Source organism: Streptomyces liliifuscus, assembly GCF_016598615.1.
In the GTDB taxonomy this organism is placed as follows: domain Bacteria; phylum Actinomycetota; class Actinomycetes; order Streptomycetales; family Streptomycetaceae; genus Streptomyces; species Streptomyces liliifuscus.
In genome coordinates this window covers 6,062,845-6,077,754 of the sequence record NZ_CP066831.1, presented here as the reverse complement: position 1 = coordinate 6,077,754, position 14,910 = coordinate 6,062,845, and the positions used below count along the sequence as shown (strand labels likewise).

The window sequence follows — 14,910 nt, the reverse complement described above, 5'->3', positions numbered from 1 at the left end:
GTTCTACGGGTGCTTCGGGTTCTACGAAACCGCGCTGCGCAGCTCCGCCAGGTCGATCTGCTCCGTCTCGTCGTGCGCGGTCAGGTCGATGACCTGGCCGACACCGCGGGACTCCTCGCTCACCGGCTTGAACTCGGACTCGGACTCGGCCTTGTGGAGCGCGAGCGCCTCCTGGCCCACCACGTCGGCGAGGTCCTCGTTCTGTACGGCCTCCAGCGCCTCCGCGCCCTTCTGCGTACCGAAGAAGTCGAACCCGCCCTCCACGGAGGGGCGTCGCGCGGGCGAGGTCGGCGCGACCGCGACGGCCGTGGGCACGGTGAAGTGCCCGGAGGGCTGCGAGGGCCGCGCGGCGGGGGTGAGAGCGTCCGCGCTCGTCGGGGAGTGGGTCGTCGCCCCGGTCTCGGGACGCCGCCGCACACGGGCCACCGCGGACGGGGTGGGCCGTGCGAGGGCGGTGCCCGTCGACGGCTCGGGAGCGGGCGCCGTACGGGTCGCCGTGGACTGCAGGGGCGTCACGTCGATCGCCGTGGACCGCCGGGGGGCCGTGGTCGTGTCGGTCTCCGTGGACCGCTGGGGCGTCACGTCGGTCGCGGTGGCCTGCGCGTGCGGCCGTACGGACTCCGCGGCTTGCGTGGCCTGCGCGGGCCTCGCGGATATCGGTGCGGTCGCGGCGGCCGTGCGCTCATGACCGCCGACCGCCTCGGACTTCCCCCGCGTCTCGCCCTCCTGCCCGGCGTCACCCTTGGCGGGGGCACCCGTTACGGTGCTGCCCGCCGCGGAGGCGCCCTTGGCGGAGCCGTTCGGGGAACCGTTCGGCCGGGGCGCCCGCTTGCCGGGGCCTCCCGGCGAGGGCGAACCCTTGGGGCCACCGCCCTTCGTGGTGGCCCGCTTGACCGGGCCGCCCTTCGGGGAGGGGCTCGGGGCCGGGATGTCCTGGACGGGGCCGTCCGTCGCGGTGTCGCCCTGAGCCGAACCGTCCTCGACGGAGGCGGAATCGGAGACGGCGTCTGAATCGACCGCCTCGGGGGCGGTGCCCTCGGTCTCGATCGCGGTCTCGATCGCGGTCTCGGACTCGGCCGCAGAGGGGTCGTCCGTCGCCGAATCCGTCGTGGAGTCGACCGTCACATCCTCGGCCGTCACGTCCTCGTCAAGCACACCGTCCTCGGACACATCGTCCGCGGAGTCGCCCGCAGAACCCGCGCCCTCGGCCTCATCGGTCACGTCGGTCGCGTCGGCCGTCTCGACGACCGCGGTCTTCGCGAGCCGGTCCAGCGCCGCGTTGGCCTTCACGTAGAGGACCGAGGCCGCCGCGGACGCCGCGAGGGCGGCCTGGACCGTGGCCGCGGTCGCCTCCGGAACGGCGTCCTGGGCAGAGGCGGCTGCCGTCTCCTCGGAGCCCGGCGGTATGGAGGCCGCGGGCAATGCCACCCGGGCCGGAGCCGTCGCCTCTATCTCAAGGAGCCGGCGGCCCTCCAGCGCGGTGGCACGCTCGGTCTCCGCCGTGGCGTACCGCCGCAGCAGCGCGGCGTGTTCGTTGCGCAGCCCCTGCAGCTCGGCACGCTTCGAACGGAGCCGCTGCTCCAGCTTGGTGCGCAGCTCGCGCGACTCGTCGAGATCTGTCTCCAGCTCGGCGGCCCGCTCCTCGTGACGCCACTCGTCGCTCGCACGCGCACGCGTGAGGTCCGCGACCCGTTTGCCCGCCGCCGCGTCCCAGCGGCGCATGACGACCGCGCCCGCGACAGCCGTCGCCGCGGCACCCGCGGCCAGCCCTCGGAGCACCAACGTTTCGGAGAACAGCCATGGCCCCGCGGCGCAGACGGCGGAGACGCCTGCGATCGCCGAGGGGGGCAACAGCCGGTGCAGAGGTGGGGAATGGCGGTGACGTCCTCGTGGCATGGCCAGAAACTTACCGCGCGTAGGCGAATCGTGGTGCCCCGCGGGGCAAAAACACAGCCACACCGAGACCTTCTCACCGCACCATCACCGGGCAATCTCCGCACCGGCCGCTCGACGACCACGACTTCGGTCCCTCAACGACCGCCCCAACTGCCACTGCACGGCCGCTGTTTCTTGATCGACCTTCTCCCGAATCGACCCTTCTCCTGTGGATTGCGGAATTCCGAGTGGGAAAGAATGCCGCCCGGGAAAAGACCGTCAGCGGTCGCTCAGCCGTCCGCTGAGCCACTGCAGGGTCGCCGGGATCTCGCGCCGCCAGGTGTTGAAGTTGTGCCCTCCGCTGTCGAGGATGATCGACGAGATCCGGGTCGGCTTCTTCGCCTGCACCAGGTCGATGAACCGCAGCGTCTCCTGGTAGTTGCTCTCGCCGTTCCTGCTGCTGCTGACGAGCAGTGAGGTGTCGGGCGCGGGCCTGTGCTTCAGGTACCACATCAGGTCGGCGCGGTTCTTCAACTCCTCGTCCCCGTGGAAGAGATCGCCTGTCGTGGGGTCGCTCGGCGCCCTGTAGTAGGGGGAAAGGCCGGCCCCGGCGGCGTATGTCCCCGGGTGGTGCATCGCGAGCTTCAGCGCGCAGTATCCGCCCGTTGAATCGCCGACGATTCCCCAGCTCCCGGGCTTTTTGCCCACCCTGTAGTGGTGCGATACCGCGTCGGGCAGGTCCTTGGCGAAGAACGACTCGGTCTTCGGGCCGCCGGGAACGTCCACGCATTCCGTGTCGCGGGGCGGCGCGACGGTCGGCCGCATCATGACCAGGATCATCGGCTGCATCGTGCCGTTCTTCGCCAGCCGGTGCGCCGTCTGCGGATAGTGCAGGCCCTTGATGAGCGCTTCGGCTGTGCCCGGATAGCCGGTCAGTACGACAGCCGCGGGGAACGTACGGGTGCGGTACTGCGGTTGGAAGTACTCCGGCGGCAGATAGACGTACGCGGGAGACGCGATATGGGTCCGCCGGCCCACGATGTCGACCTTCTGGATCTGCCCGCCGATCTGCGGCCGCGTTCCGCCGGAGACGTTCACCTGTCGTGTGTCGACCACCTGGAGCGGGCCGTTCGCGCCTCCGGCGTCATGGTCGACCACGATGCCCTGCCCCGACTCCCGGCCGAGGAGATCGGCCCAGCTGGCGTAGAACCCGAAGGCCTGATTGGCGCCGAGGCCGATCGACGCGAAGATCGCGACCTGGGTGGCCAGCAGGAGGCCGATCCGCCCGGACACGGCACGCCAGTTGCGACGCGCGAGCCGCGGCCACCACCACACCGTGCCGACGAACAGCAGCACCGCGAAGAGGACCGCGAATGCCAGCACCTTGTTGCTCGTGAGACCCATGAGCTGTTCCTGCCTGCGCTTTCCGGCCGGTGACGGGCGCCGCTTCCTTCACGGCGCCTTGCCCCGGTCTTTCCTTGCCCTTTGAAACGGTTTTCCGATGCGGAGTGAACCTGTCTCCCCAAGACACCGTCCTAGAGGGCGCAATGTCGCCGGATGCCGGATTGGCACCGGATTCAAGGTCTCTCGCGGAACTACGGGATGCGATGTCTGTCAGGATAGATGGGGAAATGTCGGGCGAGGTTCCGGCTCGAACGGGCCGACTGCGGGGCGTACTCCGCGGTCCGCGCCCCGAGGCCGTTCCCGCCCTGGTCGCCAGGGCCTGCACGCTCGTAGGGCTTCTGGACATCGCGGCGGGTGTCTTCCCGCGCTTCCGCAACAGCCGTATGCACACGCTCGCCGAGGTGCTGCCGGGCGCGTTCGGTCCGTTCGCGGCCGCCCTGTCCCTCAGCGCGGGCGTCCTGCTGCTGCTCCTCGCGCACGGTCTGCGCCGACGCAAGCGGCGGGCGTGGCGGGCGGCCGTGATCCTGCTCCCGGCGGGCGCCCTCGCCCAGTTCACCTACCGGCACTCGCTCATCGGGGTCCTCATCTCGCTGGCGCTGCTCGCCCCGCTGCTGCGCCACCGGAGCGAGTTCGAGGCGCTGCCCGACCCGCGCAGCCGCTGGCGGGCCCTCGCCAACTTCGTCCTGATGGGCGCGGGTTCACTCCTGCTCGGCCTGGTCATCGTCAGCGTCCACCCCAACCGGATGGTCGGAAACCCGAGCATCGCCGACCGCATCAGCCATGTGCTGTACGGCCTGTTCGGCTTCGAGGGGCCGGTCGACTACCAGGGCAACACGTCCTGGACCGTGGCCTTCTCCCTCGGTGCGCTCGGCCTATTGACCGCCGTGACCACCATCTATCTGGCCTTCCGCCCGGAACACCCGGCCGCACGCCTGACGGAGGACGACGAGACACGGCTGCGGGCCCTCCTGGAGAAGCACGGCGGCCGCGATTCCCTCGGCCACTTCGCGCTCCGCCGCGACAAGGCGGTCGTCTTCTCGCCGAGCGGCAAGGCGGCGGTGACCTACCGCGTCGTCTCCGGGGTGATGCTCGCCAGCGGCGACCCGATCGGGGACGTCGAGGCCTGGCCCGGCGCGATCGAACGCTTCATGGACGAGGCGAAGGCCCACTCATGGACGCCCGCCGTCATGGGCTGCTCCGAGACGGGCGGCGAGGTCTGGACCCGCGAGACCGGCCTCGACGCCCTCGAACTGGGCGACGAGGCGGTGGTGAAGGTCGCGGATTTCTCCCTGGCCGGACGCGCGATGCGGAACGTACGCCAGATGGTGAAGCGCATCGAGCGAGCCGGTTACGAGACCCGCGTACGGCGCATCCGTGACCTGAGCGAGGGGGAGCTGGACCGGATCCGGCGCGCCGCGGAGGCCTGGCGCGGCACGGACACCGAGCGCGGCTTCTCCATGGCGCTCGGCCGCATCGGCGACCCCGAGGACGGCGACTGTCTCATCGCGACGGCCCACAAGGAAGACACCGATCCGGGCCCGTACGGCGATCTGAAGGCCGTGCTCCACTTCGTCCCCTGGGGCACGGACGGGGTCTCCCTCGACCTCATGCGCCGTGACCGCTCGGCGGACCCCGGCATGAACGAACTCCTCATCGTGGCGGCCCTCCAGGCGGCTCCCCGTCTGGGCGTCGCCCGGGTCTCCCTGAACTTCGCGATGTTCCGCTCGGCCCTGGCCCGCGGCGAGAAGATCGGCGCAGGACCCGTCCTGCGGGCCTGGCGCGGTCTGCTGGTGTTCCTCTCCCGCTGGTTCCAGATCGAGTCGCTCTACAAGTTCAACGCGAAGTTCCGCCCCTACTGGGAGCCTCGTTTCGTCGTCTACCGCTCCTCCCGCGACCTCCCCCGCATCGGCTTCGCCGCCATGCAGGCCGAGGGCTTCGTGAACCTCGCCCTCCCCGGCCTCCTGCGCCGCCGCGCCCCGGCCCCGCGCCCCTGCGCCCACGCCGTGACAAAACGAAACGCACGAGCGGCGTAACCGCCTCCGCACCCCCGCCCCCACTCAGACCCCGACCGCCACGCGACGCCCACCCCCGCGCCGCGCGGCGGTCGGCTGCTTTCTGGGCTCGTCGGGGGGCCGAGGCGTTGAACCCGAACCTTGACGCCCGATTCACGGGTGGGTGGGCGGGAAACAAGCCGCGAAGCGGCAATGGGCCCCAGCCACGGACAACGAGCAGCCGCCGAACAAGACGAGCCCCCCACCACCAAGGGCGACCAACCGCTCACCGCCGGGGGCCTAGGCTGGGGACATGAGCAAAAGGAGCGGGCGCAGCCAAGTCGCGGGCCTCCCGGAATGGGACCGCTGCGCGGTCATGGGCGTCGTGAACGTGACCCCCGATTCCTTCTCGGACGGCGGCCACTGGTTCGACACGACCGCCGCCGTCAAGCACGGCCTCGACCTGGTCGCGGAAGGCGCGGACCTGGTCGACGTGGGCGGCGAGTCCACCCGCCCCGGCGCCGCCCGCGTGGACGAGGCTGAGGAGCTCAAGCGCGTCATCCCGGTGGTCCGCGGCCTCGCCTCGGAGGGCGTCACCGTCTCGGTCGACACGATGCGCGCCTCCGTGGCCGAGCGCTCGCTCGCCGCGGGCGCCGTCCTCGTCAACGACGTGAGCGGCGGCCTCGCCGACCCGGCGATGATCCCGGCCGTCGCCGCCGCGGGCGCCCCCTTCGTGGTCATGCACTGGCGCGGCTTCCTCCAGGGCAGCACCGTACGAGGGTCGTACGTGGACGTCGTCTCCGAAGTCGTCGCCGAACTCCACGCGCGCGTGGAGGCCGTTCTGGCGGGCGGTGTCGCCGCGGACCGCATAGTCGTCGATCCGGGCCTGGGCTTCTCCAAGGAGGCCGAGCACGACCTGATCCTCCTCGCCCACCTCGACCGTCTCCGGGAGCTCGGACACCCCGTGCTGGTCGCCGCCTCCCGCAAGCGGTTCCTTGGCCGCGTACTGGCGGGCCCCGAGGGCGCCCCGCCGCCCGCCCGGGAGCGGGACGCCGCCACCGCGGCCGTCTCCGCGCTCGCCGCCCACCAGGGCGCGTGGGCCGTCCGCGTCCACGAGGTACGGGCCACCGCCGACGCCGTCCGGGTCGCCCGGGCCGTGGAGGGCGCCCGGACCGCAGAGGGAGACCGGTGAGCGCCCCCCACACGGACGTCGAGCAGGTCGAACTCGCCAACACCGCCTTCTACGAGGCGATGGAGCGGGGCGACTTCGAAGTGCTGTCCTCGATCTGGCTGACCCCGTCCGACCTGGGCCACGACGAGGAGTACCACGACCCCGCACAGGCCGGCGAGGTCTCCTGCGTCCACCCCGGCTGGCCGGTGCTCAACGGCCGGGGCGAGGTCCTGAGGTCGTACGCGCTGATCATGGCGAACACCGAGTACATCCAGTTCTTCCTGACCGACGTGCACGTCTCGGTCACCGGCGACACCGCCCTGGTGACCTGTACGGAGAACATCCTCAGCGGCGGCCCGTCCCCCGAGGACAGCGACGAACTCGGCCCGCTCGTGGGCCAGCTCGTCGTCGCCACGAATGTGTTCCGCCGCACACCCGAGGGCTGGAAACTCTGGTCGCACCACGCCTCTCCCGTACTGGCCGAATCCGGCGAGGAAGAAGAGGACGAGTCGCCCGCTTGAGTGGGTATGGGCCAGGCAGAGATTGAGATCACCGGCCCCGGGGTAGGGGCGGCTACCAGCCCGTGAGCCGTCGCACGCCCCCAAAGAAAACACTCGATGAACCCTTGTTGCCCCCGGGCGGGGCGAGCCCCCTGTGGGCGAGCGCTGTCAGTGCTCGCAGGTAGATTCGAATGAGGCCGGTGTTGCCGACCGCACTCGGGAGAGCCCGCCGTTACCGACGATTGCAGGAGTGATTCGCGTGGATCGTGTCGCGCTGCGCGGCCTCAGGGCCCGTGGGCACCACGGTGTCTTTCCCAAGGAACGCGAAGAGGGCCAGACCTTCATCGTGGACCTCACACTCGGCCTGGACACCCGGCCTGCCGCGGCCGACGACGACCTCACGAAGACCGTGCACTACGGCATCGTGGCGGAGGAGGTCGTGGCCGTCGTCGAGGGCGAGCCGGTGAACCTCCTCGAGACGCTCGCCGAGCGCATCGCCCAGACGTGCCTCAAGCACGAGGGGGTCCAGGAGATCGAGGTGTGCGTCCACAAACCGGACGCCCCGATCACGGTCCCCTTCGACGACGTGACAGTCACCATCACCCGGAGCCGAGTATGACCGCGTTCACCGAGGGCCAGAGCGACCCGACCGTCCAGCCGGTGCCCGCCTCCGTGGTGGAGCGCGTGGACGCCGCCGACACGACCCTGCAGAACCCCAGGCGCGCCGTGCTCTCCCTCGGCTCGAACCTCGGAAACCGTCTGGAGACCCTCCAGGGCGCCATCGACGCCCTGGAGGACACCCCGGGCGTCCGCATCAAAGCGGTCTCCCCGGTGTACGAGACGGAGCCGTGGGGCGTGGCCCCGGGCAGCCAGCCGACGTACTTCAACGCGGTGATCGTGCTGAAGACGACCCTCCCGCCCTCCTCGCTCCTGGAGCGGGCCCACGCGGTCGAGGAGGCCTTCCACCGCGTCCGGGACGAGCGCTGGGGCCCCCGCACGATCGACGTGGACATCGTGGCGTACGCGGACGTGGTCTCCGACGACCCGGTCCTGACCCTCCCCCACCCCCGGGCCCACGAGCGCGCCTTCGTCCTGGCCCCCTGGTACGACGTGGAGCCCGAGGCCCAGCTGCCCGGCCGCGGCCCCGTGGCGCACCTCCTCGCCGACGTCCCCCGGGAAGGTGTCGCGCCCCGCGCCGACCTGGAACTCCAGCTGCCCGAGTAGTCGTTAAGGTCGAGACGCACACGGGCGGGTCGATCGAAGGGGCAATGTGAAAGAGCTGCGCATCAGGACGCTGGCCGCGGTGTTCTTCGTCGCCGGGTTGCTGTCCTGGGCGGGTGCCCGCCTGTGGAACTCGGTCGGGACACTCCCCCGGGTTCCGCTGGCCGCCCCCATCGTCCTCGCCCTGATCGCCGTCGTGCTCCTGGCCACGGCGCTCTCCCTGAGGGCCCGTCTCAAGGCCCAGCGCGAGCGCCGCCCGGACGCGAAGGGCGTCGACCCCATGATGGCGGCCCGAGCGGTCGTTTTCGGCCAGGCCAGCGCCCTTGTGGCCGCCCTCGTCGCCGGTATGTACGGCGGCACGGGCGTCTTCCTCCTGGAGTCCCTCGACATCCCCGCCCGCCGGGACCAGGCCATCTACGCCGGCTTCTCCGTCCTCGCCGGCATCGCCGTCATAGCGGCCGCCTTCTTCCTGGAGCGCGTCTGCAAACTCCCGGAGGACGACGACACGAACGGCGGCACGGCCCGAGCGACGTAACGGGGCGCAGCCCCGTAGTTCCAGGGGCGCGGGGAACTGCGCGCCCGGCCACAACAAACCCGCACGTACCGCGAAGCGCTCCCGTGAGGGAAAGCTCCCGTGAGGGAAAACGTCCCGCGAAGCGACCCGCCGCGCTCAGCGAGCCATGATCAGACTCATGGCCTCATTCCGGGTGGCCGCATCCCGCAGCTGCCCCCGAACGGCCGACGTTATGGTCTTCGCCCCCGGCTTGCGAATCCCCCGCATGGACATGCACATGTGCTCGCACTCGACCACCACGATCACGCCACGCGGCTCCAGGATCTCCATCAGCGATTCGGCGATCTGCGTGGTGAGTCGTTCCTGCACCTGCGGCCGCCGGGCGTAGACGTCCACGAGCCGCGCCAGCTTGGACAGCCCCGTGATCTTGCCGTTCGTGCTCGGGATGTACCCGACGTGCGCGACGCCCCTGAACGGCACCAGATGGTGCTCGCACGTCGAGAACACCTCGATGTCCTTCACCAGGATCATCTCGTCGTGGCCGAGATCGAACGTCGTCGTCAGGACCTCCTCGGGCGTCTGCCACAGCCCCGCGAAGATCTCCTTGTACGCCCGGGCGACCCGCCCCGGCGTCTCCCGCAGCCCCTCACGGTCCGGGTCCTCACCGACCGCGATCAGCAGCTCTCGTACGGCGTTCTCGGCGCGCTTCTCGTCGAATTCGCCGATCGTGCCCTCGCCGTCCAGCGTCACGGGATCGGTCATCTCGTGCCTCGTTCCTGAGCCTGTGACGCGTACGGATCACGCGTCTCATGTTCGGGCATACAAAGATGCCGCGCCCCCCAGGCTAAGACCTGGGGGGCGCGGCATTCGTTCCGGGCCTGGTGAGACGTATCGCACCCGAGCCTGGATCAGCTCTCGGAACGGTCCTCGGGGGCCGACTCGGTCACCGGGAGCGCCTCGGTGGAGGCACTGGTGCTCGCGGTGATCGCGGGGCTGGCGCCGTTCGTCCCGTTCGTCAGTGACAGCTCCCTGGGGGAGAGCACCGGCGGGCGGGTGGACGGCGTGCGCCGGGAGGAACCGGTCCACGCGGGGCGGGCCGGACGCTTGACGAGGGGAGCGAAGACCTCGGCGATCTGCTCCTTGCTCAGCGTCTCCTTCTCCAGCAGCTGGAGGACCAGCGCATCGAGGACGTCGCGGTTCTCGACCAGGATCTCCCAGGCCTCGTTGTGCGCGTTCTCGATGAGCTTCTTGACCTCTTCGTCGACGAGCGCGGCGACCTCTTCCGAGTAGTCGCGCGGGTGCGACATCTCCCGGCCCAGGAAGGGCTCGGTGTTGTCGCCGCCGAACTTGATCGCGCCGAGACGCTCGGTCATGCCGTACTGCGTGACCATCGCGCGGGCCGTGGCGGTGGCCTTCTCGATGTCGTTCGCGGCACCCGTGGTCGGGTCGTGGAAGACGAGCTCCTCGGCCGCGCGCCCGCCCAGCATGTATGCCAGCTGGTCGAGCATTTCGTTGCGGGTCGTGGAGTACTTGTCCTCGTCCGGCAGGACCATCGTGTAGCCCAGAGCACGGCCTCTGGAGAGGATCGTGATCTTGTGGACCGGGTCGGAGTTCGGAGACGCCGCCGCGACCAGAGCGTGTCCGCCCTCGTGGTACGCGGTGATCTTCTTCTCCTTGTCCGACATGATCCGGGTCCGCTTCTGCGGGCCCGCGACCACACGGTCGATCGCCTCGTCGAGCATGTTGTTGTCGATGAGCTTCAGGTTGCTGCGTGCGGTGAGCAGCGCGGCTTCGTTCAGCACGTTCGACAGGTCGGCGCCCGTGAAGCCGGGCGTACGCCGGGCAACCGCGCCCAGGTCGACGTCCGGTGCGACCGGCTTGCCCTTCTGGTGGACCTTGAGGATCTCCAGACGGCCCTGCATGTCCGGGCGGTCGACCGCGATCTGGCGGTCGAACCGGCCGGGGCGCAGGAGGGCCGGGTCGAGGATGTCCGGACGGTTCGTGGCGGCGATGAGAATCACGCCGCCCTTGACGTCGAAGCCGTCCATCTCGACGAGCAGCTGGTTCAGCGTCTGCTCGCGCTCGTCGTGACCGCCGCCGAGGCCGGCGCCGCGATGGCGGCCGACCGCGTCGATCTCGTCGACGAAGACGATCGCCGGGGCGTTCGCCTTGGCCTGCTCGAAGAGGTCACGGACTCGGGAGGCACCGACACCGACGAACATCTCGACGAAGTCGGAACCGGAGATCGAGTAGAACGGGACGCCCGCCTCACCCGCGACAGCACGCGCGAGCAGCGTCTTGCCCGTACCGGGAGGCCCGTAGAGGAGCACGCCCTTGGGGATCTTCGCCCCGACGGCCTGGAACTTCGCCGGCTCCTGGAGGAACTCCTTGATCTCGTGGAGCTCCTCGACCGCCTCGTCCGAGCCCGCCACGTCGGCGAACGTCGTCTTCGGGGTGTCCTTGGTGATGAGCTTCGCCTTGGACTTCCCGAAGTTCATGACCCGGGAGCCGCCGCCCTGCATCTGATTCATCAGGAACAGGAAGACAACGACGATGAGGACGAAGGGGAGCAGGGACAGCAGGATGCCGACGAAAGCGTTCTGCTTGGTCGGCGAGACCGTGTAGCCGTCCGGAATCTGCTTGTTCTGGAACTTGTCCTGGAGGGTGGTGGCCAGGGCCACGCCCTGGTCGCCGATGTAGCTCGCCTGGATCTTCGAGCTGCCCTCGACCTTTGTACCGTCCTTGAGCTCGATCTTGATGACCTGCTCGTCGCCGGTGGTGAGCTTGGCCTGCTGGACCTTGTTGTCATTGATCGCCTGGACGACCTGGCCTGTGTCCACCGTCTTGTAGCCACCGGACGAGCCGACGACCTGCATCAACACGACCACGGCAAGGACGGCCAGCACGATCCACATGACCGGCCCACGGAAGTATCGCTTCACGTCCATCCATACGGAGCGGTGCCGCCCCGTCCCTCCTGCCATAGTGAGTTTGATAAGACTGTTCTTCGGACGGTACCTCAGCATTGTCACCCGAAGCTGCGCGGTCCGGCTGACAAACCCGTCTACGCATGCTCCAACGGCGCGAAACCCGCTGGGGTTCCCGGACGTCCTACAGGGGTTGGACCCCTGTCGGTGGGACGCCGTCCCTCCAGGGTGCCTCAGCCGCCGTAGACGTGAGGCGCGAGCGTACCGACGAACGGCAGGTTCCGGTACTTCTCCGCGTAGTCGAGGCCGTAGCCGATGACGAACTCGTTGGGAATGTCGAAGCCGACCCACTCCACGTCGATCGCGACCTTCGCGGCCTCCGGCTTGCGCAGCAGCGTGCACACCTTGAGGGACGCGGGCTCGCGGGAGCCGAGGTTGGAGATGAGCCAGGAGAGTGTGAGCCCGGAGTCGATGATGTCCTCGACGATCAGGACGTGCTTGCCCTTGATGTCGGTGTCGAGGTCCTTGAGGATCCGCACCACTCCGGAGGACTGGGTGCCCGCCCCGTACGAGGACACCGCCATCCAGTCCATGGTGACGGGGGTGGACAGGGCCCGGGCCAGGTCCGCCATGACCATCACGGCGCCCTTGAGGACACCGACGATCAGCAGGTCCTTGCCCGCGTACTCCGCGTCGATCTTCGCAGCCAGCTCGCCCAGCTTCGCGTCGATCTCTTCCTTGGTGATGAGCACCGACTTGAGGTCGGTGCCCAGGTCTTTCGCGTCCACCCGCATCACTTTCGGTCGTCCCACCGGCTGCTTCCCGGCCCTCCCCGAAGAGGAGCCGCTCCCCGAAGGGGTTGCCCTCCGGGGCGGGTCGCTCCCCGAAGGGGAACCCTTTTTCAGCCTTGCCGAATCACCAGTCTGCCACCCTGCCGCTGGGCGACGACTTTGCCCGGGAGGTTGATGGCTCCCTGACCGCGCCAGCCGGTGATCAGCCGGTCGACCTCTTCGATGTGCCGGGCGAACAGCGAACCGGCGGGCGCCCCGGCCTCGATGGCGGCGCGGCGCAGGATGCGGCGGCGCACGGCGGGCGGCAGGGCGTACAGCTTGGCGCACTCCAGGAGGCCCGTGGCGTCGCGTACGGACGCCTCGGCCTGACCCGCCCACGCGTCGAGCGCGTCGGCGTCGTCACGGGACAGCTGAGCCGTACGGGCGAGTGCCTCGACGACGCCCTTGCCGAGCGCCTTCTCCAGGGCGGGCAGTCCCTCGTGGCGCAGCCGGGAACGGGTGTACGCCGGATCCGCGTTGTGGGGGTCGTCCCACACGGGCAGGGACTGGACCATGCAGGCCTTGCGGGCGGTCTGCCGGTCGAGGTGCAGGAAGGGGCGGCGGTAGCGACGGGCGGCTCCCGGTCCTCCGGAGACGGCGGCCATTCCGGACAGGGAACGGATGCCGGAGCCGCGGGCCAGGCCGAGCAGGACGGTTTCGGCTTGGTCGTCGCGGGTGTGGCCGAGCAGGACAGCGGCGGCGCCGTGGCGCTCTGCGGCGGCGTCCAGAGCGCCGTAGCGGGCGTCGCGGGCCGCGGCCTCGGGCCCGCCGTCCCGGCCGACGCTGACGGCCACGGACTCGACCGGGGCCAGGCCGAGTTCGTTGAGGCGCAGCACCACCTCCGCTGCGCGCAGGTCGGAGCCGGGCTGCAGACCGTGGTCCACGGTGACACCACCGGCGCGGATGCCGAGTTTGGGGGCTTCGAAGGCGAGGGCGGAGGCGAGCGCCATGGAGTCGGCGCCGCCGGAGCACGCGACGAGCACGAGCGGCGGGGGCGGCTGCTCGTGCGAAGTGCCGGGCGAGGCGGAGGGGGCGGAGGTGGCGTCGGGTGAGGGCGTGTGATCGGTGAGGACGTCATGGAGCACGCGGCGGACCGCCAGGCGTATCGCCGCGACCGCAGGATGGGGACCCATGTCCGGTTCCCTTCATGAAATTGTCGGGGGGTGAGCCCGAGGTCGGTCACTCAGAGTGTGTAGATGGTGACAGAACCGGGCCGTTCCCCGAGCATTGCACGCCTACCCATCGCTCACGGTCCCTCGGACGGGTGATTGGAGGGGCGTTCACCTGCCGTCGGCCGGATTCAATTCACGACTCTGCCTTACGGTGCACCCGCGCGACCCAGTCCGCCGGTTTGGCGATCTCCGACTTGGTCGGGAGCGTGTTCGGTGAGGTCCACACCCGGTTGAAGCCGTCCATGCCGACCTCGTCCACGACCGCGCGGACGAATCGCTCCCCGTCGCGGTACTGGCGCAGTTTGGCGTCGAGGCCGAGGAGCTTGCGCAGGGCCAGGTCGAGGCGGGAGGCGCCGCGGGCGCGTCGCTGCTGGAATTTCTCGCGGATCTCGGCGACGGACGGGACGACGGCGGGGCCGACGCCGTCCATCACGAAGTCGGCGTGTCCCTCCAGGAGGGACATCACGGCGGTCAGCCGGCCGAGGATCTCGCGCTGGGCGGGGGTCTGCACGATCTCGACGATGGAGCGCTGGTCGTCGCCCTCCTCGCCCTCGGGGCGGCCGCCCGCGAGGGACTGGGCGGCCTCGCGGATGCGCTCCAGGACGGTCATGGGGTCGACCTCGGTCTCCCCCAAGAAAGACTGGATTTCGCCCTCGAGGTGGTCACGCAGCCAGGGCACGGCCGTGAACTGCGTGCGGTGGGTCTCCTCGTGGAGGCAGACCCAGAGCCGGAAGTCGTGGGGCTGGACGTCGAGTTCGCGCTCCACGTGCACGATGTTCGGCGCGACCAGGAGAAGTCGTCCGCCGCCGTTCTCGCCGGCCGGGAGTTCGCGCGTGGCCGGGGCGAAGGTCTCGTACTGGCCGAGGACCCGGGAGGAGAGGAAGGACAGCAGCATGCCCAGCTCGACGCCGGTGACCTTGCCGCCGACGGCGCCCAGGACGGCTCCGCCGGGGGTGCTGCCGCGACGTTCCTGCATCTTGTCGAGCAGCGGTTTGAGCAGTTCCCGGAACCCGGCGACGTTCGCCCGGACCCAGCCCGGGCGGTCGACGACGAGGATGGGGGTGTCGTGGAGGTCGTCGCCACCCATCCGCGTGAAGCCGCGGACGTGCTCCTCCGAGGCCTTTGCGTGCCGGCGCAGCTCCGCGACGACGGCCCTGGCCTCGTCGCGGCTCACTTCTGGGCCCGGCCTTACGAGCCGGGTCGCGGTCGCCACCGCGAGATTCCAGTCGACCATCTCCGCACCACCGATGCTCGTCATGCAGTCAACCGTACGTGAGCGCTGCCGCTTGGGGCAGGGAGTGGACC

General features: G+C 70.1%; 13 protein-coding genes. 6 read left to right on the top strand and 7 right to left on the bottom strand.

Translation table 11 applies throughout. From position 1 onward, the window contains the following. Positions 1–21: 21 nt before the first annotated feature. Complete coding sequence (locus JEQ17_RS26075) at positions 22–1,896, bottom strand: hypothetical protein (RefSeq protein ID WP_200397463.1); 1,875 nt, start codon at positions 1,894–1,896, stop codon at positions 22–24. Between the two features lie 258 nt (positions 1,897–2,154). Continuing rightward, a complete protein-coding gene (locus tag JEQ17_RS26070; protein WP_200397462.1) occupies positions 2,155–3,279 on the bottom strand; it encodes an alpha/beta hydrolase in 1,125 nt (374 codons plus the stop codon). 227 nt (positions 3,280–3,506) lie between these two features. On the opposite strand from JEQ17_RS26070, the gene JEQ17_RS26065 reads away from it, so the two are divergent. The 6 genes from JEQ17_RS26065 (at position 3,507) to JEQ17_RS26040 (ending at position 8,697) form a co-directional block, all read left to right on the top strand. Continuing rightward, on the top strand, positions 3,507–5,312 hold the full coding sequence (locus JEQ17_RS26065; RefSeq protein ID WP_200397461.1) for a phosphatidylglycerol lysyltransferase domain-containing protein: 1,806 nt from the start codon (positions 3,507–3,509) through the stop codon (positions 5,310–5,312). Positions 5,313–5,583: 271 nt separating this feature from the next. Continuing rightward, positions 5,584–6,462: a dihydropteroate synthase gene (folP, locus tag JEQ17_RS26060; RefSeq protein ID WP_189843165.1), complete on the top strand. Its 879-nt coding sequence runs from the start codon at positions 5,584–5,586 to the stop codon at positions 6,460–6,462. Next, a complete protein-coding gene (locus tag JEQ17_RS26055; RefSeq protein ID WP_200397460.1) occupies positions 6,459–6,962 on the top strand; it encodes a nuclear transport factor 2 family protein in 504 nt (167 codons plus the stop codon). Before folP ends, JEQ17_RS26055 begins: the two co-directional genes overlap by 4 nt. Before the next feature lie 238 nt (positions 6,963–7,200). Continuing rightward, on the top strand, positions 7,201–7,560 hold the full coding sequence (gene folB, locus JEQ17_RS26050; protein ID WP_200397459.1) for a dihydroneopterin aldolase: 360 nt from the start codon (positions 7,201–7,203) through the stop codon (positions 7,558–7,560). After that, entirely contained in the window at positions 7,557–8,165 is a 609-nt protein-coding gene (gene folK, locus JEQ17_RS26045) for a 2-amino-4-hydroxy-6-hydroxymethyldihydropteridine diphosphokinase (RefSeq protein ID WP_200397458.1), read from the top strand. The genes folB and folK overlap by 4 nt, the downstream gene beginning before the upstream one ends. Before the next feature lie 46 nt (positions 8,166–8,211). Continuing rightward, positions 8,212–8,697 carry a DUF3180 domain-containing protein gene (locus JEQ17_RS26040; protein ID WP_200397457.1) on the top strand — a complete coding sequence of 162 codons (486 nt, stop codon included), beginning with the start codon at positions 8,212–8,214 and terminating at the stop codon, positions 8,695–8,697. 135 nt (positions 8,698–8,832) lie between these two features. On the opposite strand, the gene folE is transcribed toward JEQ17_RS26040, so the two are convergent. The 5 genes from folE to JEQ17_RS26015 all read right to left on the bottom strand — a co-directional run bounded on the left by folE (position 8,833) and on the right by JEQ17_RS26015 (position 14,863). Then, positions 8,833–9,438, bottom strand: a complete 606-nt coding sequence (folE, locus tag JEQ17_RS26035) for a GTP cyclohydrolase I FolE (protein WP_200397456.1) — start codon at positions 9,436–9,438, stop codon at positions 8,833–8,835. A gap of 146 nt (positions 9,439–9,584) precedes the next feature. After that, a complete protein-coding gene (ftsH, locus tag JEQ17_RS26030; RefSeq protein WP_200401725.1) occupies positions 9,585–11,624 on the bottom strand; it encodes an ATP-dependent zinc metalloprotease FtsH in 2,040 nt (679 codons plus the stop codon). A gap of 212 nt (positions 11,625–11,836) precedes the next feature. After that, positions 11,837–12,397 carry a hypoxanthine phosphoribosyltransferase gene (hpt, locus tag JEQ17_RS26025; RefSeq protein WP_143640508.1) on the bottom strand — a complete coding sequence of 187 codons (561 nt, stop codon included), beginning with the start codon at positions 12,395–12,397 and terminating at the stop codon, positions 11,837–11,839. A gap of 107 nt (positions 12,398–12,504) precedes the next feature. Beyond that, positions 12,505–13,566, bottom strand: a complete 1,062-nt coding sequence (gene tilS / locus JEQ17_RS26020) for a tRNA lysidine(34) synthetase TilS (RefSeq protein WP_200397455.1) — start codon at positions 13,564–13,566, stop codon at positions 12,505–12,507. 172 nt (positions 13,567–13,738) lie between these two features. Further along, positions 13,739–14,863 carry a zinc-dependent metalloprotease gene (locus JEQ17_RS26015; RefSeq protein WP_200397454.1) on the bottom strand — a complete coding sequence of 375 codons (1,125 nt, stop codon included), beginning with the start codon at positions 14,861–14,863 and terminating at the stop codon, positions 13,739–13,741. Between the last annotated feature and the right edge of the window lie 47 nt (positions 14,864–14,910).